Below are 22,709 nucleotides of genomic sequence, written 5' to 3'. Positions count from 1 at the left end.
TAAACCTCTTAATCAATCTGTGTCACAGGAATGGCGTCTAGCTGCCACTTCCACGTTTGCTTGGTCTGTGCAACCGGGATCATATCAATACAATCGACCGGGCAGGGCTCGACACACAGATCGCAGCCTGTGCACTCGTCGATGAGCACGGTGTGCATTTGTCTGGTTGCACCAACGATAGCATCCACGGGGCAAGCTTGAATGCATTTGGTACAGCCAATACATTCGTCTTCACGAATGTAAGCCACTTTCTTGACCGGCTCTGCGTCTTCTCCGCCAGCTAGTGGCTTTGCTTCTACGCCCATTAAGTCCGCCAGTTTTTTCACTGTAGCTTCACCGCCGGGAGGGCATTTATTTACGTCATCGCCATTCGCAATCGCTTCAGCGTAAGGTCGACAGCCGGGATAGCCACACTGGCCGCATTGAGTTTGTGGCAGAATGGCGTCTATCTGCTCAACAATGGGGTTGCTTTCAACTCGGTATTTCACTGCGGCATAGCCAAGTACAATACCAAACATAAGCGCCAGCGCACCCAGCGCAAGTAATGCGTAAAGTAATGTCATATCTAAAACTTAACCAATCCAGAAAAGCCCATAAACGCAAGCGACATAAGTCCTGCGGTGATCATCGCTATCGATGCGCCTTTAAACGGTGTCGGCACGTCGGCGACAGCTAAACGCTCACGCAAAGCGGCAAATAGCACCAAAACCATGGAAAAGCCAACCGCAGCGCCAAAACCATAGACTGCAGACTCTAAAAAGGTGTGGTCTTTTTTGATATTAAGTAGTGCGACGCCTAGTACAGCGCAGTTGGTGGTGATCAAAGGTAAGAAAATCCCCAGTAACCGATACAAGGTTGGACTGGTTTTACGCACCACCATTTCCGTAAATTGTACAACTACCGCGATAACCAAAATAAAGCTCATCGTTCTTAAAAAAGTGAGGTCGAGAGGCAATAAAATATACTGATTGACCAAGTAGCTGGTGACTGAGGCTAGCGTAAGAACAAAGGTGGTCGCTAACGACATTCCCACTGCGGTATCCAATTTTCCAGATACCCCCATAAATGGACATAAGCCCAAAAATTGGACTAAAACGAAGTTATTCACCAGCACTGTGCCAATGAGCAACAAAATGTATTCGGTCATTCCTGCCTCTATAACTTATTCACTTTATGCGGGTTTTCCCGTCAAATCGAGGTGATAGTTAACTGTATTAAAGAACTTACTAGGTGCAAGTTTTGACTGGATTTAATTTTGCTAAAAATACTTTTTAGTAGAATTAAACCGATAGCACCGTTCTGCTTTGAATTTTTTAAGTGAAAACATGTGCCTTGCTATCATTTAAGCTAGCCTCTCAAATAGTGTGAGGCTGTAGCTTGTCATGTAATGCTGACAGTTTTCATTCAGTTATTAGCAAGTAATCCTGATTCAGAGTTTGTTTATCAGGCTAAATATATGAGCTTTTAGCAATAAAATCATGGTGATAGAGTGATTTTATTGCTAGATCTTGGATTACCGCTAGCGCCGAAATAATCTTCAAGCTTATCTTTGTGAACTTCTTCGATCGCATGGATAAATTTGAATGATAATTCCTGCCAATAGTAACACAGATTGTAACTGGTGTGGCAAATGATAGTGTACGAAAATCAGCGCAATGGCAGCGGGAAAGGGAAGGGCAAATACGTTGCCCTTGGAACTTTCGTTAAACTTAGATAATGGGAGAATTATCCAAGCTCAGGTTTCCTAGATTTCTTTTGGTTTTTCGATGTAATAGCCTTGTACACCGTCCAAACAAAGCGTTTCGACGATGTGTTTCTCTTCTTGGCTCTCGATACCTTCGGCAAATACGTTGACACCGATACGGTGTGCAAGGTCAACCATTAAACGCATAAAGTATTGATTATTCTTGTCTTCTTCTAGACCACGAGTATAGCTTGCATCCATTTTGATATAGTCAGGCTTTAAGTCTCTAAAGAACTTAAACGACGTTAAACCCACACCAAAACGCTCGACGGTGATACGAGCGCCGGCACGATGAACCATATCAATAAAGCGCTTACTGGCTTTAATATTTTGTTGTAAGCCAAACTCGCTAACTTCAAATACCAGTTTAGAGGCCAGATTGGTTTCTTTTAACAAACGACGCTCTAACCAGATCACAAATTGATCATTATGAGCACTCGATGCGGTAACGTTGATCCCAAAATACTTTTCATTAAAGTTACGCGTTTTGATAAGTTCTAGCGAGGTGTCGATGATCAGCTGATCAATCTCAATGGCCATTTCTAGCTTTTCCGCCATGGCAAGGAAGGACGCAGTTGGTAGCATTTGTCCTTCTTCGGTTTTGAAGCGGGATTGGATCTCTGCATAGGCCTTAGAGTTTTTACCAATTGGCATGATATTTTGCATCATCAAGCTAACACGCTTGCTGTTGATCACATCGCGGATCACGCGACGCCAGTTTTGATTGCCAAATCCAGCACTGACATTATTCACTAAGTCAGACTCACGTTGAATATGCCAAGCATTGGCTTGTTTGCTTTGCGCCATGCTCATCGCATTATCGACGACCGAGAGTAGTTCTCCAAGTGGTTTACCGTTCTCATAAGGCACGATCCCAGTGTTTGCAACTGATGATAGTTCTTGGTTTTGCTGGAACTGAGTAAAGCGGGCTTGCAGTGTTTCACCAAACTCTTCCGCTTCCTTACTTGGCACATTGGGTAATATCACTGCAAAATCCGAGCTATTTAAACGGAACACCTGGCTGCCAGCATAAGTGCCGGTGACGTGCTTGATGATATCCGATACTGACTTAATGTATTCATCGCCTTTTTGATAGCCGCGGGTTTGGTTAATGACCTGCAATTCAGAACAGCGGATCATCGCCAGTGAGCCAAATGCCTTTTTGGCAGACGACTCGATATATTGCTCGTAGTACTCAACAAACATATTACGGTTGCCAAGATCGGTGACCACATCTTTATACGCTTCTTGCTTGATAGAGTGGGCGGCATTTTTGATGTCTTCTTGCTTTGACTTTAAAAAGCTGGCTAAGCGTTTAAAAGAGGGGATTAAATCTTGGCCGAGTTCTGCAACTTTGCCATCGTTAAAGTCAAATTCAATATTGTCGGTAGCTTGATTTTGCGTGATATATGAATCTACCGCATTGGCCACTGTCATACTAACGTTGCGATTCAGCTTTTTATACACGCCTTGCATAAAGAAAACAGGAATAAAGGCAACTAACGCTGAAATAATGATAAGTAGCAGTAGGGCTTGTTGTAGTAATTGTGCCTGACTTTGTGCATTGATCAAGAATTCGATTTTGATGTCTTTGCTATCGTTAACAGCAAATTGGGGGCGAATAGCATTGATATTTGATTCTATGAGTTCGGCGATAAAGGGGAGGTTGCTCGGTGTATTGACTTGCAAAACGGTTTGACCGTTAAAGTCTCGTACAATAAAAGTTGAGAAAACATCTCCGCTATTTAAAGCTTGGCGGATATGTTCAGGAGTAACTTCAGTGAGTTTCTTATCCTTTATATACTCTGTCACCATGGTATGGGCACTTTGTTGTGCTTTGTTGATTGCAGAGTCAAAACTTGTTGCGAAAAAAAAGCTACCAATCAAGGAGAATAATAGCCAAGAGGTGACTTGGAGTACGATAAGTTTTTTAAAACCAGCCATAGTACGCTTCTTAAAGAGGGTTATTCCATAGTATCGGGTGCATTGCCAATTTCTTTATCAAATTCATCGGTTTGATTTTTGTCTGGTCGATAAATTACAGAGAAGGTTGTTATTTGAGCAAATGCAGTGAGAATATTGCTTGTAGAGTAGTGTAAATGCAGGAAAAAGTCTAATGCTTTCGTGGAATTGGCTCCCCCTCCCCGACTCGAACGGGGGACCTGCGGATTAACAGTCCGTCGCTCTAACCAACTGAGCTAAGGGGGAACAATTTGGAACTTTGGGAATGCTCTTTTTGAGCAATATCTTATTGATTGGCTCCCCCTCCCCGACTCGAACGGGGGACCTGCGGATTAACAGTCCGTCGCTCTAACCAACTGAGCTAAGGGGGAACTACAATAAGATTTTGACTTTCCGGTAAAGGAGTGGCTCCCCCTCCCCGACTCGAACGGGGGACCTGCGGATTAACAGTCCGTCGCTCTAACCAACTGAGCTAAGGGGGAATAGTCAAGTGTGAGAATTTGGCTCCCCCTCCCCGACTCGAACGGGGGACCTGCGGATTAACAGTCCGTCGCTCTAACCAACTGAGCTAAGGGGGAAGCGTATCTCTCAACGGGGCGAAATATTAATGACGACATTGCAAGGTGTCAACCACTAAAATCACAGAAACGTAAAAAACTCTACTAAGCGATGAATTAATGCGCTATTTGTTGGCTTTTTAGCTAGTTTTGGATTCTTGATATAGGGCCTATTGACCTTTGCTGTACGATTTTGGCTCCCCCTGAGTGGGTTTTGATCGCAGCGCTCGACTTGCCGCCTAGTAATCTAAGCAAAAGTTGAGCAATACGTAATTTATCCATCGTTCATATAATGACTCTCAGTGAGTTTTGATTTCAATATGCCTACATGATGAAAATCTGCAAAACATGAAAGATAGGGCTGTTGTATAAAATTCCTAAATCACCGTATAGGGGATGTCGAATAAAATTAACATATACAGTGTTTACTGTTTATCTATACAGTGATATATTCTGATTAATGTATTTTTTGAACGTTTTGTTTGAATTATATCCCTAACTGCTCATTTTATGATGTTTTCTTGAGATCTTTAAATCATTGCAATTATCACGTGAATGAGATCAATGAGCATAAATAGTGTGGTATTGATAATCTCTATCTAAACGCGGCGTGACAAACAGTAAGTAGTTACTATCATTAAAATGAGAATCAATGATTTAATAAAAAGTTGAATTAAAACAGTTGGATATGTGTTTCTTATTATTTTTAGTCGTTAAATGCTTTTTACTTCCAGAAGCAAGGTTAGCCTAGAGATCTAAATTGATCCAGTTGTTGTTTTAAGAATGATCACACTAAACACGCCATTGATCAAAATTACTCCAAGCTGAAAACCTTTATTCTATTGGCTTGGAGCGACTTATCCACGGAATCTGTGGATAACATTGTTTATTATTATTTGAGAAGTATTGCAAGACTATGAAATTAGGGCGCTGCAGCCGTTTCAAGTAAAATTCGATAAATATTTAATTTTAATAATATCAATGGCTTATATTTGGTTGGTTATTTTTGTTTATTTGTTGTTCAGTGTGAAGCTTTTATGAACTTTTTACCATTTTGGCTGTGCAAAAAACATGCTACTTTGCAAGCTGGATTGTAACTTTTTTGTCAAAACATACTGAATCGTTATTTTTAACACTAAACCTCAATCCTGTAGCGTAATACAAGCTTTTTATAGGTAACTGTTGCTAATTTAGACTTTATAACGACTCTTAACGTTTACCGCATAGCGTCAACATCTTGAATAGCATACAATGAGCCGCTTAAAGTATCAGAAATAGGTTGTTATGACTCAAGCTAAGTCAAATTCCAATGGCAACGATATCCTTTTTGGTGATATTGGGGCGACTTTAAAGCGAATGACGATCCCCATGATATTCGGGATGATCACGCTGATGATGTTTAATCTCGTTGATACTTTCTTTATTAGTATGCTTGGCACCGAGCCGCTCGCGGCAATCAGTTTCACCTTTCCTGTTACCTTTACTGTAATTAGCTTAGCCATCGGGTTAGGTATTGGAACATCCGCCGTTATCGCGAAGGCTTTAGGTAGCAATTTGCTCGAGGAAGCCAAATTTGATGCCGCAGTAGCTATTATTATCTCTGCGATATTCGTTTCATTACTTTCTATTCTCGGTTTCATTTTTGTCGATGAGATCTTCATTCTTCTCGGTGCTGGTGAAGCGGTTATGCCATTTATCCACGACTATATGTCGGTGTGGTTCATTGGTTCGATTTTATTGATAACGCCGATGATTGGTAATTCAGTGCTGCGCGCCAGTGGTGATACCAAAACGCCAAGCTTAATTATGGGACTCGGGGGATTAGTAAATGCGGTGCTGGACCCGATATTAATCTTCGGATTTGGGCCTATTGATGCAATGGGTGTAAAAGGGGCAGCAGTGGCCAGTGTGTTGTCTTGGAGTCTAGGGGTAACTATTATTTTATATTTGCTGATAGTTAAAAAACGTCTTATCTCACTGTCTGCAAAATACACCAGCTTCACAAACGCGGCGAAAAAAATTCTCACCATTGGCCTGCCTGCAGCTGGCGCAAATATGCTAACGCCGTTAGCAATGGCGGTAATGACAGCACTTATAGCCAGTTATGGACCTGAAGCTGTGGCCGCATTTGGTGTTGGAAGTCGTATTGAGTCTATCGCAAGTCTGGTGGTATTAGCGCTTTCTATGACCTTGCCTCCCTTTGTAAGTCAAAACTTTGGTGCAAAGCACTATCAGCGTGTGTCTGATGCCTATACCCAAACACTTAAATTTGTACTTGGTTTTCAATTTGCTGTCTACTTATTACTGGTATTGAGCGCTTACTACATTAGTCATACTTTTGGTAATGAGCCTGCTGTTGTTGAAACCATACAGCTATTTATTTATATCATGCCGCTTGGATACGGTCTTCAAGGCGTGATCATATTAACTAATTCATCATTTAATGCGTTGCATAAACCGATGAATGCGCTCATTCTAAGTGTGATCCGACTGTTCATATTTTATGTACCTATTGCTTATATAGGCTCACAGTTGGCTGGGTTGCCAGGGCTATTTGCAGGCGCTGCTTTGGGGAATTTATTTACCGCAGCCATTGCCTACAATTGGTTTAAGAAAGTGATTAATGAAATTGCAGCAAGCGAGGTTCAAAAGGAGGCGTAATGGAAGATAAGTTTCAGCTAGTTTCTGAGTTTCAGCCAAACGGAGATCAACCAACAGCGATTGCTCAGCTGTGCGATGGTTTAGAATCAGGCCTTGCACATCAAACCTTGCTGGGGGCTACGGGAACGGGTAAAACCTTTACCATGGCTAACATCATTAATAACCTTAACCGCCCGACAATTATTATGGCGCATAACAAAACGCTGGCAGCGCAACTGTATGGCGAAATGAAAGAGTTCTTTCCTCATAATGCAGTTGAGTATTTCGTCTCTTATTACGACTATTATCAACCCGAAGCCTATGTCGTTGCCAGCGACACTTTTATTGAGAAAGACGCGTCTATCAACGACCATATAGAGCAAATGCGTTTATCCGCGACCAAAGCCTTGCTTGAGCGCAGAGACACCATCATCGTTGCCTCAGTTTCAGCGATTTATGGCCTTGGCGATCCCGACTCTTACATGAAAATGATGCTGTTATTGAAAGTCGGTGAAACTATCGATCAGCGTGATATGTTAAGGCGTTTGGCTGAACTACAATATACGCGTAATGATATGGATTTTAGTCGTGGTACCTACCGAGTTCGCGGTGAAGTTATTGATATTTTTCCTGCGGAATCGGAAACCATTGCGGTACGGGTTGAGATGTTTGACGATGAAATAGAGCGGATCAGTTTATTTGATCCCTTGACTGGCGCTGTTGAAAAACACCTAGTTCGCGCGACTATTTATCCAAAAACTCACTATGTAACGCCAAGAGAAAAGATCCTTGATGCCATTGAGCGCATTAAGGTGGAACTCAAAGACCGCCGCACTCAATTATTGGATAAAAACCGCTTAGTCGAAGAACAGCGCATCGCTCAACGTACACAGTACGATATTGAAATGATGACAGAGCTTGGCTATTGCTCTGGTATTGAAAATTACAGTCGATATTTATCGGGACGAGCACCAGGCGAGCCACCACCAACTTTGTTAGATTATTTGCCGGATGACGCGCTTATGATCATCGACGAATCCCACGTTACCGTTTCGCAGGTGGGGGCAATGTATAAAGGCGATCGCAGTCGTAAAGAAAACTTAGTTGAATATGGTTTTAGATTACCGTCTGCGCTAGATAATAGACCACTAAAGTTTGAAGAGTTCGAAGCGATTTCGCCGCAGACCATTTATGTTTCGGCGACACCCGGTGATTATGAATTGAATAAATCAGCGGGTGATGTTGCCGAGCAAGTGATCCGCCCAACAGGGCTATTAGATCCAGAAGTAGAAGTGCGTCCAGTTGCAACTCAAGTTGATGATTTGCTCTCTGAGATCTACAAACGGGTGGAAGTGAATGAGCGTGTACTGGTTACTACGCTAACAAAACGCATGTCAGAAGATCTGACCGATTATCTTAACGATCATAATGTTAAGGTGCGTTACTTACACTCTGATATCGATACCGTTGAGCGTATGGAGATCATTCGAGACCTACGCAAAGGCGTTTTTGATGTACTAGTCGGCATCAACTTGTTACGAGAGGGCTTGGATATGCCTGAGGTTTCATTGGTTGCCATACTTGATGCAGATAAAGAAGGCTTCTTACGCTCGACGCGCTCTCTAATTCAGACAATTGGCCGCGCGGCACGTCACTTACATGGTAAAGCTATTTTATATGGTGATAGGGTGACCAACTCGATGCGCCAAGCTATAGATGAAACGCAAAGACGTAGAGAAAAGCAAGAGGCGTATAATGAGGCTAATGGCATTACACCAACGGCGCTCAATAAGAAGATCACGGATGTAATGGATCTTGGTGAGGAAGTGGCTGATGACAAAGTGGTGGATATCGATGCCAAATTTAAACCAGGTATGCCTGCAATGGATGCGAAAGAGATCGCCAAAGAAATAGACCGACTTGAAGCACAAATGATGAAGTTTGCCAAAGAGCTTGAGTTTGAAAAAGCAGCTCAAGCGCGCGATCAAGTTCAGATCTTACAAAAGCGTTTGATTAAAGCCTAGGGCTAAAACGTCGGCTTTAAAGAATAAAAAAGCATGTGTAGACCACATGCTTTTTTATTGGTTGGGTAGGTTGCTTTAGAAACGGTAGCTGACACCTAGAGATAGGCTCGATGTATCCAAATCACCCATATCAAGGTACTTGTAGCCAAGGTTAACTGCCATACCGTTATCCCAGTCATATTGCCAACCGGCTTCAGCGACAAAGCCGATACCATCGTCGGTAATTAATTTAGTGCGGCCACGAGTGATTTCGTAATCGTAATAGTTTGCACCTAATTTGCCATAAAAGTAGCTGTTGTCGGAAATTTGATAGTAGCCTTTTGCAGCAACGACAAAGTTATCAAATTCTAAGTTATTAGCACCAAGACCAAACAAAGTTTTGTTATTTTGTGTGCAGGTAAACTTGCGATCATTTTCGTCTTCACACTTCCAATCATCTAAGTCTTCACCGCTGTTATAACCTAATTCAAGTGCCAAAATTGGCGTAAAGTGATAGTTGTAATACAGGTAGGCTTGGCCTACACCATCACCATCTTTACTTGAGCTTTTATAAGAAGCGCCACCGCCTGAGATGTCTAAACCAACGCGATGCGTCTCATTATTTTGATCTGCAAAAGACGATAAACTTGTTGTGAGTAATGCAAGAGATAAGAGCGCTTTAATTTTCATAATCAATGTCCGTTGTGGTTAACTTGAGAACAGTATAAATAGTGGGGGTGTCAAGGTCTGTTGGGGGGCTGTCATAAAGTGTAATAAGGCGTCGAATTTGGTTCTTATTATTTTACAAATATAAATAACCTGAGCTGCGGATAATTAATGCCTTTCTAGCAGCCAGTTTTAGCGCTAACTGCGTTGAATTCACTTCCAATAGCCAGCTATTGGTGCGTAAATTCGCCTTGCCTACAGGATGTAGGTACCTTAGCGAGAGCAGGACGCGGAAGCGGTGTTTTCCCTAAAACTCTCTGGCTAGACAAGGAGAAAACTAAGTTGTGCTTTAGCAACAATGAGTTGGAACATTTCTTATCCAAACCTCAGGTTAAATAGTTGCACTTGCTAAGTGCTTTTAGCTGTCTTAGGTTTTGCAATGAACGTTTGGTATTTTAGTATGGTCGTCAATGTCAAAATCGCAGCAATAAGCCCACTCCATATGTGATGCATGATCAAATGACTTGCAATGAACATAGGCACGTCTTGCCAACCATCAATTAACAAAAGTTTACTCACTAGCAGCGAGTAACCGAGCAGGTGCGCGAAGAGAACAAACTTAAAGGATTTAATAAATTTGCTTTTTGCATTGACTGGCAGGGCTGGGAGGTTGAGGCGTAACGCGACGATAAAGGCTACCGAGAGCACAATACTGACTACTCCTAACCCGAGTAATGAGGTTTTTATCAACACCATGGAGTAGATAAAAGCAAGTAACATGAGCCTGCCTAACAATTACGGAAAACGCAGTTTATATACGCTTAGGTTTTGAGTCTATTCGAATTATTCTAAGGATTAGGTAGTGATTTTCTGAGTGATCGCTCTATACTAAAAGCCGATTTTATCAATAGTTTGTAAACCGATGTAACATTGCCCTATATTTTCGCGGCATGTTTCGCTATAAATGCAATGTTATGTCGTAGTAAGTTCGAATAAAACAATAATTATTATAGTAATTAAGACCAAGTTGGGAACTAGGGAAATGAAATTCGCTTTTAAGGATTTTTTGTTTGATAGCAAAGAGCTAAAGCTTTATAAAGACGACAGAAAGCTAAATTTAAAACAAAAACCTGCTCAGATATTGGAGCTATTTTTATCCGCTCCTCAAACTATCCACAGTAAAGAAGACATCTTAGAGAAAGTATGGCCAGATCGAAAAGTCACAGATCAGGTCGTATTTCAAAATATTGGCCATTTACGAGCTTTGTTCGGTGATGATGCTATCAAAACCTTTTCACGAAAAGGATATCAATGGCAGATCCCTTGTACGGCTTTTGAAGGGACTGCGGAAGCTCAGGCTTCATCGCAGGCTTCACCTCAAACAGCGACCAATGAGTCGACTAAAGTGGATGTACAACCGGAGGAGGACGAGGCTGTAGTGACTGAATCGCCTTCTGAAGTGCTCGAAAGACCAGAATCTATTGGTCGCAAACTGCCTATGTTTGGGCTTGCGGGTGCACTTGTGTTGCTAGCCTTGGGTATCTACTTTACGTTATCGTGAGTCAAATTTACTTGAGTTGAGGTTGTGTCATGTTGCAAACGTTGTATATCACAGGTGCAGGGGTGAGTGCCGAAAGTGGTATTCCAACTTTTCGGGGAGAGGATGGCTTTTGGACGATAGGTTCGGCTAATTACACTCCTCAAGAAATGGCAACGCGCGCAATGTATAAATCGCAACCGGCAGAATTCTTAAAATGGTATTACCATCGTTTTGTGACTTACCGTAATCACGGCCCCAATCAAGTTCATCAATGGCTTAGTGATAAAAATGTGATCACGCAAAATATTGACGGTTTAGATGGTAAAGCGGGTAATAACCACTTTATTGCGATCCATGGACGTGTTGATCAGGTGACACCCTTTCATACCCAAGGTGAGCCCACGGAGTGCTTTACTGCCCCTTGGGATGAGGTAGATGAAAGTCGATTAGCTGAGTCGTTGTTAGCACTTTTCAAGATTGCTCGACGCGGGCCTGAAAAAGGCGTGTCTCTTAAGCCATATGTATTGTTATTCGACGAATACTACACCGATCTGTATCGTATTAGCGAAGCACAGTCACGAATGTATGCCGCGGATCGAATAATTTTTATGGGTACTTCCTTTAGTGTCAATATCACTCAAATGGCCCTGGAAATAGCAAGGCACAAAGCAATTCCGATAGAAGTGGTTGACCCAAACCCTGCGCACTTACTTTACGAACAAGTCACCTATCACCGCATGACGGCAAGTGAATACATCGCCAGTTTGCCAACCTCTTAATTTAAAGCCTGAGGAAAGTTAGCCTGCATTGTTTTGATAGTAAGTGGCTAGCAGAAATTGTTTATATTCACTGAGCCGGTGTTGTTGTAGGAGGTGTGATTCAATCACTTTGGCGTTGTGGCTTCCCACTGCGCTTGTATGTCGCCTTTCGATTTCCATCAAGCCAAGTAAAGCGCTTAATTCTTGAATACTCAGTGGCGCAGTATGGCTATTAAAAGCTAAGTAGCATTCTAGAGGTGTTAACTTTTTTGCGTTTCTTTGACTCAGTGCATTTTGAAGTAGCTCTTTGCTTTCAAAGTGCAATAAGGTTCTAAGATAATTTAGACCGTTATCTTTCGCGGGCATTTGCGATAAAAGAATATGTAGTATGTTATTTCCTTGCGGGTTAAGATTATTGATTTGCTCAGCTTGGATCAAAGGTGTTGAGAAAAAGGCAAACTTCTCCAAGGAGTTAATCGCAGCTATCATCGCTTCTGGAAAGCATGCTGCTTGTAAGCAAATACTCGCTATATCTTGATAGTGGCCATAGAGTGCAGTGTTACTCTGCGCACTTTGAAAAAGAAACTTGAGGACTTCAATCTGCTCGTCTTTGGGAGCGTGTGCGTACACGGTTTTTATTTTTTCTATATCCGCGCTTTTTAACGCTAGCAAAAACTGAGTTAGACTATTATTCGACATACATAGAACCACAATTTATTATTTAATGCTCACGCAATATGATAGCCTATTCGCCTGCTGTTTTGCTCAATTTATAACGATAATAACAAAGAGACGATTACGTGTTGCACTTTAAGATAATACTGCTTACTTGTTGCCTACTATTAAGCCCGCTAGTTTATGCCAATGAGCGTTTATACGATGCTTTTATTAAAGAAATTCAGCAACAAGAAACACGTGATAGCGCACTTCAAAAAGTCGACCAAGTATTAGAGTCGGGCTTAACACCGGAAGAAATTGCAGACGTTCACCATAAGACCACGGTTGCATTAAAAAACGGTTTCCAGCTCGAAGAGGCATATAAATGGGCGGAGCGCTTTAAACAGGTATTACTCTCGCATCATTTACCCGAATATGAAGCTAAATACTCTTTAACGTATGGTGACCTCATGCTCAAAGAGGGGAGATTTAGCGACGCGATTAGTTATTTAAACCTAGCCGTATCTCAGCTATCTGCGCTTGATATGCATCGATTGTTAAGCCACGCCTATCGCTTTCGGGCTGCTGCTTACAAAAGCAATGGCAGTTATAAAGACTCGATAGAGAGTTATGAACTCTCAATTGAAGTGGCAAAGAAGTATGAACTCCCAGATTTGCAAGTGTCTGCGATCACTCAGTTAGCAGATGTTTACTCGGATCTTTCATTACCGGACAAGGCACTTGAATTACTGCAGCAATCGATAGCTGTACTAAAAAGCCAAAAACAGGAAAATACGGTTTTACTTGGACAAGTTTACTATAACCTAGGTGGTGCACATCAAGTGATTGGCGACCATGAAAAGTCGCTTGAAGCCTATCAAACCGCATATGACTATGACATTAAAGCGGGCAATATCGTTTATTCAGCTTACACGTTGATCCGCATTGGTCGTGAACAAATGAAACTCAGCCAATATGACAATGCACAAGCGTCATTTGAAAAAGCATTTACGATTTTCGAGGAGAATGAGCACACCAGAAATCAGGGCTGGGCGCTGAGCAATTTGGCTGAAGTTAAATTAAAAGCAAATGAAAAAGCTCAGGCCAAAGAATATGTTGAACAGGCGTTAGAGTTAATTGATCCGGTACAAAGTAAAGTGCTTTATCAAGAGACGATGACTACCTATGCGCAAATTGTTTTACCTGAACGAGCTGATTTTTTTATTCAAAGTATGGAGCAAATTATTGCTCAAGATGAGGTTTATCTTGGCCTCAAGGAAACCGCATTACGAGTGTTAAAGGACGCCTATAGCGCGAAAGGTGACTTTGAGTCTGCGCTTAATTATCACTTGCAATATGCGGAATCTAAGGTTTCTCAGCTTGAAAAAGAAGCCAGTCAAAAAGCCTTGGCTTATCAGATGGATACCGAGTACCAGAAAAATCAATATGAGCTACAAAGTCTAAAAACACAGCGTGATGTAGAACTGGCTGAACAGCGCGTAGAACAAATAGTAACGGCAGCAGTGGTGGGAGTTTTGGTCGTTCTACTGAGCGCGTTCTTATTACTTGCGAGAAACAAACGTCGGGCACTTGAACTCGAGAAGCAGCTTCTCAACAAAACTTTGGATTTAAAGCAGCAACTACTTGCAGATATTTCTCATGAATTAAGAACACCGCTTACCGTACTTAAGCTGCATATTGAATCTCTGGAACATAATTTGGTGGAAAATCCAAAGCAGAGCTACAAAGTGCTTAACCGCCGTCTCGATACTCTTAACACATTAATTAAAGATATCTATGAACTCGCGCAGGCAGATACTGGCAGCCTTAACTTGGCGTTAGAGCGTGTCAATGCCAAACAAGCGTTTATTGGTCTTGTTGAAGATATTGATGACTTTGTGACGGATGAAGGGCTTGAGTTTAATGCCAATATAGAATTACCAGATGAACTGGAAATCGATATTGATGTAACTAGATTTGCTCAGGTATTCAATAACTTGGCTCGTAATAGTGTGAATTATACCGACAAGCCAGGAGAAGTCTCCGTGAATATTAGCTACCAAAGCCAGCAAATCCAATGTGTTATTGAAGATTCAAGTCCAGGTGTGGGCGATGAAGCTTTAGGGAGATTGTTTGAACGTTTGTTCCGCTGTGATAAATCACGTAGCCGAGATCTTGGTGGCTCCGGCTTAGGTTTATCTATTTGTCAAAAACTGGTTGAATTACATGGTGGCAGCATTGCCGTTGCGCATAGCGAATTAGGTGGGTTGAAAGTGAGTGTTATTATACCTTGTGAGTAATAACACAAACCTGCTTTTACATCGCGATAGGGCACAAAAGATCGCCGCGTAAAGCGGCTCCCACCAGTGGTTACTTATTGCATGTAGGAGCGATTTTACATCGCGATATAGTAAAAGCTTGCCGCGTAAAGCGGCTCCTACCAGACGTTATATATTACGTGTAGGAGCGATTTTACATCGCGATAGGTACAACACCGCAACTACAAAAAGTTGCGTTCAAATCGCTTAAGCACTATGGGCTTTACCTTTGCAGCGGTGAGTATCAGCATAATAAAAGCGACAATAAACCAGATGGGGCGATTACCATGCTCTGCATACCAGCTCACTCCACTAATGAGTTTTACATCACTTTTCAGTATGTTGGCTTCGAATTGTGGAATGGCATGCTGAACTTTGCTAAGCGGATCGTAAACACCAGTAATACCATTATTCGTTACTCGAATTAATGGGCGCTGTAATTCTAAGGCACGCATGCGAGCGATCTGCATATGCTGATGCGGGCCGTGGGAATCTCCAAACCAAGCGTCGTTGCTCACAGTAAAAAGAATATCTGACTCAGAGGTAAAGTTACCTCTAACAAGCTCGCTAAACGCGATTTCGTAGCAAATAGCGGGTAACACATGCAAACCGTTCGCAAGTAGGTTTGGTTGTACCGCATCACCTCGAGTAAATGACGACATCGCTAAGTTAAAAAGAGGGGCTATAGGACGCAATAGGTCTTCGAACGGTACAAACTCACCAATAGGTAACAATTGGTGCTTCTGGTAGCGGTTTTTGTGCAGGTAGTGATATTGCCCTTCGCTGTCTTCTTGTTCCTTTTTACCAAGGGTGATCAGCGTGTTGTACGCGGTTCTGGTATCAAACTGATAATCGGGAATGCCCGTTATCAGCGCCGTGCCATTAAACGCGGCGGCTTTGTCCAGCCCTTCTAAAAATGGGTAGGCGATATCTTCAAATTCAGGAATAGCCGCTTCTGGCCACACCACTAAATCAACGCCTTGCCAGTTAGGTCTAGTCATATCTCGATATTTAGACATGGTAGGCCAAAATTGCTCAGGCTCCCAGCGCAGACTCTGCTTGATATTACCTTGTACAAGTAAAGTGGTGATTTCATCTCCCGAGTATTTTAGTGGGCCTTGAATGACTGGCACACTGTATAAACCGGCAATGCCAGCAAAGCAGACTATGGTGAGATAAATCGCACGTTGTTTAAGTAGATAGTAAAGGCTTGTTGTCGCTAGAATAACTAGCAATGTTAAGCCAAATTCACCGATCCAAGGGGCTAAACTGCCCAGAGGCGAGTCAGTTAACGTATAACCAAAGCTAAGCCAAGGGAAGCCCGTAAGCATATGGCCTCGTAGCCACTCGGTAATAGCAAACCCCGCAACAAGTGCCAACACCCGTTGCCAAGGTGTGCGAGTAAAGTAGCTGGCAAAAGCAAATGCCAATGTTGGGTAGATGGCAAGATAAGCACATAGTAATGCCATCAACAGCAATGAGACAGGTAAGGGTAAACCACCAAATTCAGCGATAGAGACATGCACCCAGCTTATGCCAAGGGCAAACCAGCCAAAGCCAAATAAAAAGCCATATTTAGCCGCGAGCTTTGGACTGGGTTTATCGGTAAGCCAAGTCGCTATAATCAAGCTGACAAACGCGATAGGCCAAAAACCAAAAGGGGAATAAGCAAAAGTAAGCGCACAGCCAGAAATGAGTGCCAGCCATGCAAACTTATCTTTTGCGAGGTTACTCAGGTTAGATACTAGAGTCTTCAACATGTTCAGATTTAGGTACACTTACTTGAATTTGTAAGATCCTCCGGTTATCGGAGTTAGTTACCTTAAACTGAAGGGGATCTATGTCTATAGTTTCACCACGGCTTGGCATATGGCCAAATGCATGAAGAATAATACCGCCAATGGTATCTGCTTCTTGGGTGTCGTAGTTGGTTTTGAAGAATTCGTTGAATTCATCCAAGGGCGTGAGTGCTTGCACAGTATAAACATGTTTAGACAGCTGACGAATATCTTGTTGTTCTTCGTCGTCATCATGTTCATCTTCGATTTCACCAACAATGGTTTCGAGAATATCTTCGATAGTAACCAGTCCAGATACACCGCCGTATTCATCAATCACGATAGCCATATGGTAACGTTTTTGACGGAATTCGTTGAGCAGGGTATCGACACGCTTACTTTCAGGCACGACCACAGCGGGACGAAGATATTCGCGGATACTTGGCAAATCGCTCTCTTCGCGCAAAATCAAAGGTAAGAGATCTTTGGCAAGTAAGATGCCTTCTACGTGGTCTTTGTCTTCACAAATCACAGGAAAACGCGAGTGTGAAGATTCTACCATCATAGGGAGTTGAGCACTGAGCGGCTCATCTACATCAAGTGTAATCATTTGCGAACGTGGGATCATGATGTCACGTACTTTCAGCTCTGAAACGCTGAGTACACCTTCCATCATATCTTTGGTTTCTGGGTCAATCAGCTGGCGCTCTTGCGCATCAGCGATGACTTCAGCCAGTTCTTCTTTATTTTGGGGTTCCCCTTGCAGCATCTGTGTGATGCGTCCCAGCCAGGTCTTGCTAGAAGAACCCTGACTACTTTGCGAGTTATCGTCGCTCATTAGTTGTGTCTGCTCCGTTAATTTAACAATCGTCTCTGTAAGGATCTGCGATATTCAAAGAAGCGAGAATGTGCTTCTCTATTGTTTCCATTTCTACCGCGTCTTGTTCATTTATATGGTCAAATCCAAGTAAATGCAAGCAACCATGGATAACCATATGGGCGAAGTGGTCATGAAAGGTCTTTTCTTGCTCTATGGATTCTTGGTATACCACTTGGGGACAAATAATTAAATCACCAATAAGTGGCAACTCAATCCCCGGTGGCGCATCAAATGGGAAAGACAACACGTTGGTTGGCTTGTCTTTGCCCCTATACTGGCTATTGAGCTCTTGGCTTTCGTGCTCGTCAGCGATGCGAATCGTTAATTCCGCTTCTTCGCGAAATTGCGTTAATGCATGTTCTGCCCATAATTGAAATTGTGCTTCGGATGGCAAGTTTTCAAACTCACAAGCCAATTGCAAATCTAGCATTAAGTCCATGGTTTATTCCTCAGAAGGTTGCTGTTTCGCCTGATGCTTTTCAGCTTTAGCGAGACGCTCTTGTTCTTCTTTCTTCTCGTATGCTTCGACGATACGAGCAACCACAGGGTGTCTAACTACATCGTGAGATTTAAAGAAGTTAAATGAAATTTCTTCTACATCATTGAGCACTTCTATCGCATGACGAAGTCCAGAGCGCGCACCACGAGGTAAATCGATTTGCGTGATATCGCCGGTGATCACCGCTTTTGAATTAAAGCCAATCCGCGTTAGAAACATCTTCATTTGTTCAGTCGTGGTATTTTGGCTCTCGTCCAAGATAATAAACGCGTCATTGAGTGTTCGACCGCGCATATACGCCAAAGGTGCAACTTCGATGACATTTTTTTCGATTAAGCGCTCAACTTTTTCAAAACCAAGCATCTCGAATAGGGCGTCATAAAGTGGACGAAGGTAAGGGTCGATTTTTTGTGTTAAATCACCCGGCAAGAAGCCCAGCTTTTCACCAGCTTCAACCGCTGGACGAGTGAGGAGGATGCGACGTATTTCTTGACGTTCTAGCGCATCAACCGCTGCTGCAACAGCAAGATAGGTTTTACCTGTACCCGCAGGACCAACACCAAAGGTAATATCGTGAGTTAAGATATTAGCGACATATTGGCTCTGATTTGGGTTACGAGGCTTAACCACACCGCGACGAGTCTTAATATAGACTTCTTTGTCCCACACGGTTGGGGCGTCTTGCTCAAGTACGTTCGCTTCTGTGATGGCCAGATGAACCTGATCCGGTTCGATTTCTGTCATTTTTCCTTTCACAGGCTGAGTATCAACATATAGAGACTTTAGAATATCCACAGCTGCTTTTGCCGTTACCGCTTGTCCGGTCACTTTAAACCAATTGTCACGGTGCGCGATTTCAACTCCAAGGCGACGTTCTATTTGTTTTAGATTTTCGTCGAACGGACCACAAAGTGAAGAAAGGCGGTGGTTATCTGCGGGTTCTAAGTAAATTTCTATATTCTTTATCTGATTACTCAAAATGTCTTCCTATAAAAATGACGCTAGCCGAAGCTAGCGCACAATTTAAAAATGCTAGGGGGTAAAAGTACCAACACCTAATTCATTAATTTCAGGTTCTTGTGGTGCTTTATTTAAGATATCCGACGGTTTTACGTCACGACGTAAATCCATTTCTGCTTCAGTACGGATAAGTTCACCACGTAACGAGTTTGGTAATGCCTCAGTAATACGTACATCGACGAATTGGCCGATCACTGAGTGTGGACCTTCAAAGTTTACAACGCGGTTATTTTCGGTTCTACCACGCAGTTCCATTGGGTTTTTCTTCGATGGGCCCTCAACCAAAATACGCTGCTCGGTATCGTGCATCTTGCGACTGATATCCTGCGCCATTTGGTTGATACGGTTCTGTAGCAGATACAGGCGTTCTTTCTTTTCTGATTCTGCAACATCATCAGGTAAGTCGGCTGCTGGTGTACCAGGTCGCGCCGAGTAGATGAAACTAAAACTCATATCAAAACCGATATCATTAATCAGGTTCATCGTTGCTTCAAAGTCTGCGTTCGATTCGCCTGGGAAACCAATGATGAAATCTGAAGACATGCTTAGGTTCGGACGGATCTTCCGTAGCTTGCGGATCGTTGATTTGTACTCAAGCGCAGTATGACCGCGTTTCATTAGGTTTAGAATACGGTCTGAACCACTTTGTACTGGTAGGTGTAAATGGTCAACAAGCTCTGGCACATCCGCATAGGCTTCAATGATATCTGGTGTAAATTCAACCGGGTGAGATGTTGTATAACGAATACGGTCAATACCGTCAATTGCTGCAACGTAGCGAATTAAGTCAGAGAAGTAACAAATTTCACCATCGTGCATTTCACCACGGTAAGCATTTACGTTCTGACCGAGTAAGTTCACTTCACGTACCCCTTGCTCCGCAAGCTGAGCAACTTCAAGGATCACATCATCTAAAGGACGGCTTACTTCTTCGCCACGCGTGTATGGTACAACACAGAAAGTACAGTACTTAGAGCAACCTTCCATAATTGAAACAAATGCACTCGGGCCTTCAGCCTTTGGCTCAGGGAGGCGGTCAAATTTTTCAATTTCAGGGAATGAAATATCAACGACAGCACCTTCTTTGCTTTGCACCTGTTTGATCATCTCTGGCAGGCGGTGCAATGTTTGTGGGCCAAACACGATATCAACAAATGGAGCGCGCTGACGAATGGTGTCGCCTTCTTGTGATGCTACGCAGCCACCAACACCGATAACAAGATCTGGGTTTGTGTCTTTTAGTAGTTTCCAACGACCAAGTTGGTGGAATACTTTTTCCTGTGCCTTCTCACGAATCGAGCAAGTATTGAGTAGGATCACATCAGCTTGCTCAGCTTCTTCTGTAAGCTGATAGCCATTTGTTGAATCCAAAAGATCCGCCATTTTCTGGGAGTCATACTCGTTCATCTGACAACCCCAGGTTTTAATATGCAGTTTTTTACTCATTTAAATATTGCCTCGTTTACAACTCGGTGTTTAGCACTACGCGTTTCTCGTGCAGGCGATGCTGAATTGATATCATTATGCCTAAAGGACGCGTATTTTATATGACCTATCTTGTCTAGCCAAGTATAGATTTTAACTTTCAAAATGTGGATCAATACAGGGTGTTTTAAGCAAACATCTGTTTTTATATGCGTTACAATGCGCAAAGACTCAATTAAGTGGAATATGGCATGAAAAACAAGGCTCTGATAGTCGGTGGTGGCATGGTTGGTGCAGCGTGTGCTGTTAAGCTAGCGAAGCAAGGTGTTGACGTAACCATTATTGAACATTCTCCCATCTCAGCTGATGCAATACTCGCAAGTGATAAGGTAGATATTCGCGTTTCTGCTATCAATCGCTTTTCCGAGCAGTTACTAGATGAGCTTGGTGCTATGCCTGTGTTAAGAAGCACCAGAGCCGCGGTTTACAAGCAGCTAGAAGCCTATGAGGATAAGCCAGGACAATTGATCTTTGATTGTGAAGCGCTAAACGCCTCGCACTTAGGCCACTTAATTGAGAATAACCTCATCCAAGCTGCATTGTGGCAACAGTTTGAGGAATTTGATATCAAAGTGGTTTCACCAGAGGGGATCCCAAAGCGCATTGTTCATAATGAGGATTCCGTGACGATTGAGTATCAAGCAGCATCCTTTACCGCTGATTTGTTAATTGCTGCTGATGGTGGCCGTTCTATCGTCAGACAAATGAGTGGTATAGGCGTGACGGGGTGGCAATATGAGCAACATTGTATGGGGCTGCTGATTAAACTCGACGCGCCGCAACAAGAAAAAACATGGCAGCAATTTAAGCCATCAGGTCCCATTGCCTTTTTACCTATGCAGTATCCGTATGCCAATCTGATTTGGTATGACAACGGCAATAAACTCAATTTACTTAAGCAACTAGATAAGCAGGCGCTAAAACAAGAAGTAAAGGCTGCATTTTTTGAGCTACCCGGTGATTTTGAGATTGAAGAAGTGGCGGTTTTTCCTTTAGCAAGGCAACATGCTAACCAATACGTGAGCGAACGAGTGGTATTAGTAGGAGATGCAGCTCATACCATTAATCCGTTAGCAGGGCAGGGAGTAAATCTTGGCTTTAAAGACGTAGCGGCACTTGCCGAAGCGATTGAGTCAAAAGAAGATATTGGTGACAGCAGCGCACTACATCATTACGAGTCAAAGCGTAGAAAAGACAACCTCTTGATGATGAGTATGATGGATGCGTGTTATTTTGGCTTTTCGAATCAAGTAACACCGTTAAAGCATTTGAGAAATCTGGCGCTGAATGTGGCGAATAAAGCCGGACCGTTAAAAAAAGAAGTGCTTAAGCACGCCATGGGAGGAGTTGGTTTTTAATCTTTGTTCTCTACACTGAGCGTGTTACACCAATTTACTTAATTAAGTGATCTTTTTGAAGGGGCAAGTATTAAGATAAATTGGTATTACTGCACGCTTCATTATTTAGTGCCGAAATCATCTCATCAGTGTTAGCTTATCGACGACATACATCAAGGTATTAATATCAAATTTGCCATCTAGCCTTAATAACCAATCACTGTTGGGCTGCAAAATGTAAGCAGTTTGAACTCCTGAAGGTCTGATAGAAGAAAAAATATGTTTTGCTCCGTGAGTAGCGGTAAACACATTTGCTTCGTCTATAACGCCAAGCTCAGCACTGACTTTCTGCATGTCTTCACTCTGTATATCAAAGGTGCCATTGAAAGCTCGTGTCATAAACTCAAGAGGTGTTAAATCGTACTTGTTAGGTAGACCAGCAAGTGCAGTCGCGCCAGTTATCCAGCTTAACGTTAGTTCAGAAGAGTTGTCGCTAATTACAACTGAGTAGGTATCGCTAGTAAAAGTTTGAAATGAAACTTTATTTGCCTGCTCCGAGGGCTGACAGTAGCTAAAATGCTTGAGTGCTATTTCTATGTGTGATGGAGAGCAAATCGAGCTAGCCTTTGCTTCTACAAAGCTAGGTATACTGAAAATGATTAATGAGAATAAAAGAAATAAAGACTTTAGCACTTTCTTTCCTAACATGGAGAAAGTATAAAAATAACATTAGAAAAATGAGCTAGGAATGAATAGATAGGAAAGAGATTGTTACTAAATGGTGCGGAAAGAGAGACTTGAACTCTCACATCCGAAGATACTGGAACCTAAATCCAGCGCGTCTACCAATTCCGCCACTTCCGCA

General features: G+C 42.6%; 18 protein-coding genes and 5 tRNA genes. 6 read left to right on the top strand and 17 right to left on the bottom strand.

Annotated elements, in window-relative coordinates:
* Positions 1-8 precede the first annotated feature (8 nt).
* The 7 genes from rsxB to EXT48_RS13145 form a co-directional block, all read right to left on the bottom strand.
* The gene (gene rsxB, locus EXT48_RS13175; protein ID WP_045990466.1) at positions 9-563 is read right to left on the bottom strand and encodes an electron transport complex subunit RsxB; all 555 of its coding nucleotides are present in this window, start codon (positions 561-563) and stop codon (positions 9-11) included.
* Positions 564-565: 2 nt separating this feature from the next.
* Positions 566-1,147 (bottom strand): electron transport complex subunit RsxA, encoded by a 582-nt coding sequence (gene rsxA, locus EXT48_RS13170; protein ID WP_010370383.1) that lies wholly within the window; start codon positions 1,145-1,147, stop codon positions 566-568.
* Positions 1,148-1,744: 597 nt separating this feature from the next.
* Positions 1,745-3,688, bottom strand: coding sequence for an EAL domain-containing protein (locus tag EXT48_RS13165; protein ID WP_130164727.1), 1,944 nt, complete (start codon positions 3,686-3,688; stop codon positions 1,745-1,747).
* 187 nt (positions 3,689-3,875) lie between these two features.
* Positions 3,876-3,952 (bottom strand) — tRNA-Asn (locus EXT48_RS13160).
* Positions 3,953-4,000: 48 nt separating this feature from the next.
* A tRNA-Asn gene (locus EXT48_RS13155) sits at positions 4,001-4,077 on the bottom strand.
* Between the two features lie 34 nt (positions 4,078-4,111).
* Positions 4,112-4,188, bottom strand: a tRNA-Asn gene (locus EXT48_RS13150).
* A gap of 19 nt (positions 4,189-4,207) precedes the next feature.
* Positions 4,208-4,284, bottom strand: a tRNA-Asn gene (locus EXT48_RS13145).
* Positions 4,285-5,547: 1,263 nt separating this feature from the next.
* Here EXT48_RS13145 and EXT48_RS13140 point away from each other — a divergent pair.
* Together EXT48_RS13140 and uvrB are read left to right on the top strand one after the other, a co-directional pair.
* On the top strand, positions 5,548-6,924 hold the full coding sequence (locus EXT48_RS13140) for an MATE family efflux transporter (RefSeq protein WP_130164726.1): 1,377 nt from the start codon (positions 5,548-5,550) through the stop codon (positions 6,922-6,924).
* On the top strand, positions 6,924-8,927 hold the full coding sequence (gene uvrB, locus EXT48_RS13135; RefSeq protein WP_010607369.1) for an excinuclease ABC subunit UvrB: 2,004 nt from the start codon (positions 6,924-6,926) through the stop codon (positions 8,925-8,927). The genes EXT48_RS13140 and uvrB overlap by 1 nt, the downstream gene beginning before the upstream one ends.
* 75 nt (positions 8,928-9,002) lie before the next feature.
* Here uvrB and EXT48_RS13130 read toward each other — a convergent pair whose 3' ends face one another.
* Together EXT48_RS13130 and EXT48_RS13125 are read right to left on the bottom strand one after the other, a co-directional pair.
* The gene (locus tag EXT48_RS13130; RefSeq protein ID WP_130164725.1) at positions 9,003-9,596 is read right to left on the bottom strand and encodes a porin family protein; all 594 of its coding nucleotides are present in this window, start codon (positions 9,594-9,596) and stop codon (positions 9,003-9,005) included.
* A gap of 384 nt (positions 9,597-9,980) precedes the next feature.
* A complete protein-coding gene (locus EXT48_RS13125) occupies positions 9,981-10,352 on the bottom strand; it encodes a hypothetical protein (protein ID WP_039491923.1) in 372 nt (123 codons plus the stop codon).
* A gap of 262 nt (positions 10,353-10,614) precedes the next feature.
* Between EXT48_RS13125 and EXT48_RS13120 the strand changes: the two genes are divergently transcribed.
* Together EXT48_RS13120 and EXT48_RS13115 are read left to right on the top strand one after the other, a co-directional pair.
* Entirely contained in the window at positions 10,615-11,133 is a 519-nt protein-coding gene (locus EXT48_RS13120; RefSeq protein ID WP_130126788.1) for a winged helix-turn-helix domain-containing protein, read from the top strand.
* 29 nt (positions 11,134-11,162) lie between these two features.
* A complete protein-coding gene (locus tag EXT48_RS13115; RefSeq protein ID WP_130164724.1) occupies positions 11,163-11,891 on the top strand; it encodes a Sir2 family NAD-dependent protein deacetylase in 729 nt (242 codons plus the stop codon).
* 18 nt (positions 11,892-11,909) lie between these two features.
* Here EXT48_RS13115 and EXT48_RS13110 read toward each other — a convergent pair whose 3' ends face one another.
* Positions 11,910-12,569, bottom strand: coding sequence for a hypothetical protein (locus tag EXT48_RS13110; RefSeq protein ID WP_130164723.1), 660 nt, complete (start codon positions 12,567-12,569; stop codon positions 11,910-11,912).
* 101 nt (positions 12,570-12,670) lie between these two features.
* On the opposite strand from EXT48_RS13110, the gene EXT48_RS13105 reads away from it, so the two are divergent.
* Positions 12,671-14,827 (top strand): tetratricopeptide repeat protein, encoded by a 2,157-nt coding sequence (locus EXT48_RS13105; RefSeq protein ID WP_130164722.1) that lies wholly within the window; start codon positions 12,671-12,673, stop codon positions 14,825-14,827.
* Positions 14,828-15,027: 200 nt separating this feature from the next.
* Here the strand turns inward: EXT48_RS13105 and lnt are convergent, their stop codons facing one another.
* From lnt to miaB, 5 genes are read right to left on the bottom strand one after another with little or no spacing between them, the layout of a single operon-like run.
* The gene (lnt, locus tag EXT48_RS13100) at positions 15,028-16,605 is read right to left on the bottom strand and encodes an apolipoprotein N-acyltransferase (protein WP_130164721.1); all 1,578 of its coding nucleotides are present in this window, start codon (positions 16,603-16,605) and stop codon (positions 15,028-15,030) included.
* On the bottom strand, positions 16,583-17,461 hold the full coding sequence (gene corC, locus EXT48_RS13095; RefSeq protein ID WP_010370418.1) for a CNNM family magnesium/cobalt transport protein CorC: 879 nt from the start codon (positions 17,459-17,461) through the stop codon (positions 16,583-16,585). The genes lnt and corC overlap by 23 nt, the downstream gene beginning before the upstream one ends.
* Before the next feature lie 22 nt (positions 17,462-17,483).
* Positions 17,484-17,942: an rRNA maturation RNase YbeY gene (gene ybeY / locus EXT48_RS13090; RefSeq protein ID WP_130164720.1), complete on the bottom strand. Its 459-nt coding sequence runs from the start codon at positions 17,940-17,942 to the stop codon at positions 17,484-17,486.
* 3 nt (positions 17,943-17,945) lie between these two features.
* Positions 17,946-18,980 carry a PhoH family protein gene (locus tag EXT48_RS13085; protein ID WP_010370423.1) on the bottom strand — a complete coding sequence of 345 codons (1,035 nt, stop codon included), beginning with the start codon at positions 18,978-18,980 and terminating at the stop codon, positions 17,946-17,948.
* A 54-nt stretch (positions 18,981-19,034) separates the two neighbouring features.
* Positions 19,035-20,468 carry a tRNA (N6-isopentenyl adenosine(37)-C2)-methylthiotransferase MiaB gene (miaB, locus tag EXT48_RS13080; RefSeq protein WP_010607359.1) on the bottom strand — a complete coding sequence of 478 codons (1,434 nt, stop codon included), beginning with the start codon at positions 20,466-20,468 and terminating at the stop codon, positions 19,035-19,037.
* A 230-nt stretch (positions 20,469-20,698) separates the two neighbouring features.
* Here miaB and EXT48_RS13075 point away from each other — a divergent pair, with 230 nt between their 5' ends.
* The gene (locus EXT48_RS13075) at positions 20,699-21,865 is read left to right on the top strand and encodes an FAD-dependent oxidoreductase (protein WP_130164719.1); all 1,167 of its coding nucleotides are present in this window, start codon (positions 20,699-20,701) and stop codon (positions 21,863-21,865) included.
* A 117-nt stretch (positions 21,866-21,982) separates the two neighbouring features.
* Here the strand turns inward: EXT48_RS13075 and EXT48_RS13070 are convergent, their stop codons facing one another.
* Positions 21,983-22,537 (bottom strand): hypothetical protein, encoded by a 555-nt coding sequence (locus EXT48_RS13070; protein WP_130164718.1) that lies wholly within the window; start codon positions 22,535-22,537, stop codon positions 21,983-21,985.
* A gap of 86 nt (positions 22,538-22,623) precedes the next feature.
* Positions 22,624-22,708 (bottom strand) — tRNA-Leu (locus tag EXT48_RS13065).
* Between the last annotated feature and the right edge of the window lies 1 nt (position 22,709).

Origin of the sequence: Pseudoalteromonas sp. CO348 (genome assembly GCF_004208845.1) — a bacterium.
Taxonomy (GTDB): Bacteria; Pseudomonadota; Gammaproteobacteria; order Enterobacterales; family Alteromonadaceae; genus Pseudoalteromonas; species Pseudoalteromonas maricaloris.
Note: the sequence above shows the minus strand (reverse complement) of the source record. Positions and strands in the feature narration are given on the sequence as shown.

Bases quoted from the DNA above. Each gene is read 5' to 3' on its own strand.
- rsxB (WP_045990466.1), bottom strand. From the start codon at position 563: ATGACATTACTTTACGCATTACTTGCGCTGGGTGCGCTGGCGCTTATG.
- rsxA (WP_010370383.1), bottom strand. From the start codon at position 1,147: ATGACCGAATACATTTTGTTGCTCATTGGCACAGTGCTGGTGAATAAC.
- EXT48_RS13165 (WP_130164727.1), bottom strand. From the start codon at position 3,688: ATGGCTGGTTTTAAAAAACTTATCGTACTCCAAGTCACCTCTTGGCTA.
- EXT48_RS13140 (WP_130164726.1), top strand. From the start codon at position 5,548: ATGACTCAAGCTAAGTCAAATTCCAATGGCAACGATATCCTTTTTGGT.
- uvrB (WP_010607369.1), top strand. From the start codon at position 6,924: ATGGAAGATAAGTTTCAGCTAGTTTCTGAGTTTCAGCCAAACGGAGAT.
- EXT48_RS13130 (WP_130164725.1), bottom strand. From the start codon at position 9,596: ATGAAAATTAAAGCGCTCTTATCTCTTGCATTACTCACAACAAGTTTA.
- EXT48_RS13125 (WP_039491923.1), bottom strand. From the start codon at position 10,352: ATGTTACTTGCTTTTATCTACTCCATGGTGTTGATAAAAACCTCATTA.
- EXT48_RS13120 (WP_130126788.1), top strand. From the start codon at position 10,615: ATGAAATTCGCTTTTAAGGATTTTTTGTTTGATAGCAAAGAGCTAAAG.
- EXT48_RS13115 (WP_130164724.1), top strand. From the start codon at position 11,163: ATGTTGCAAACGTTGTATATCACAGGTGCAGGGGTGAGTGCCGAAAGT.
- EXT48_RS13110 (WP_130164723.1), bottom strand. From the start codon at position 12,569: ATGTCGAATAATAGTCTAACTCAGTTTTTGCTAGCGTTAAAAAGCGCG.
- lnt (WP_130164721.1), bottom strand. From the start codon at position 16,605: ATGTTGAAGACTCTAGTATCTAACCTGAGTAACCTCGCAAAAGATAAG.
- corC (WP_010370418.1), bottom strand. From the start codon at position 17,461: ATGAGCGACGATAACTCGCAAAGTAGTCAGGGTTCTTCTAGCAAGACC.
- ybeY (WP_130164720.1), bottom strand. From the start codon at position 17,942: ATGGACTTAATGCTAGATTTGCAATTGGCTTGTGAGTTTGAAAACTTG.
- miaB (WP_010607359.1), bottom strand. From the start codon at position 20,468: ATGAGTAAAAAACTGCATATTAAAACCTGGGGTTGTCAGATGAACGAG.
- EXT48_RS13075 (WP_130164719.1), top strand. From the start codon at position 20,699: ATGAAAAACAAGGCTCTGATAGTCGGTGGTGGCATGGTTGGTGCAGCG.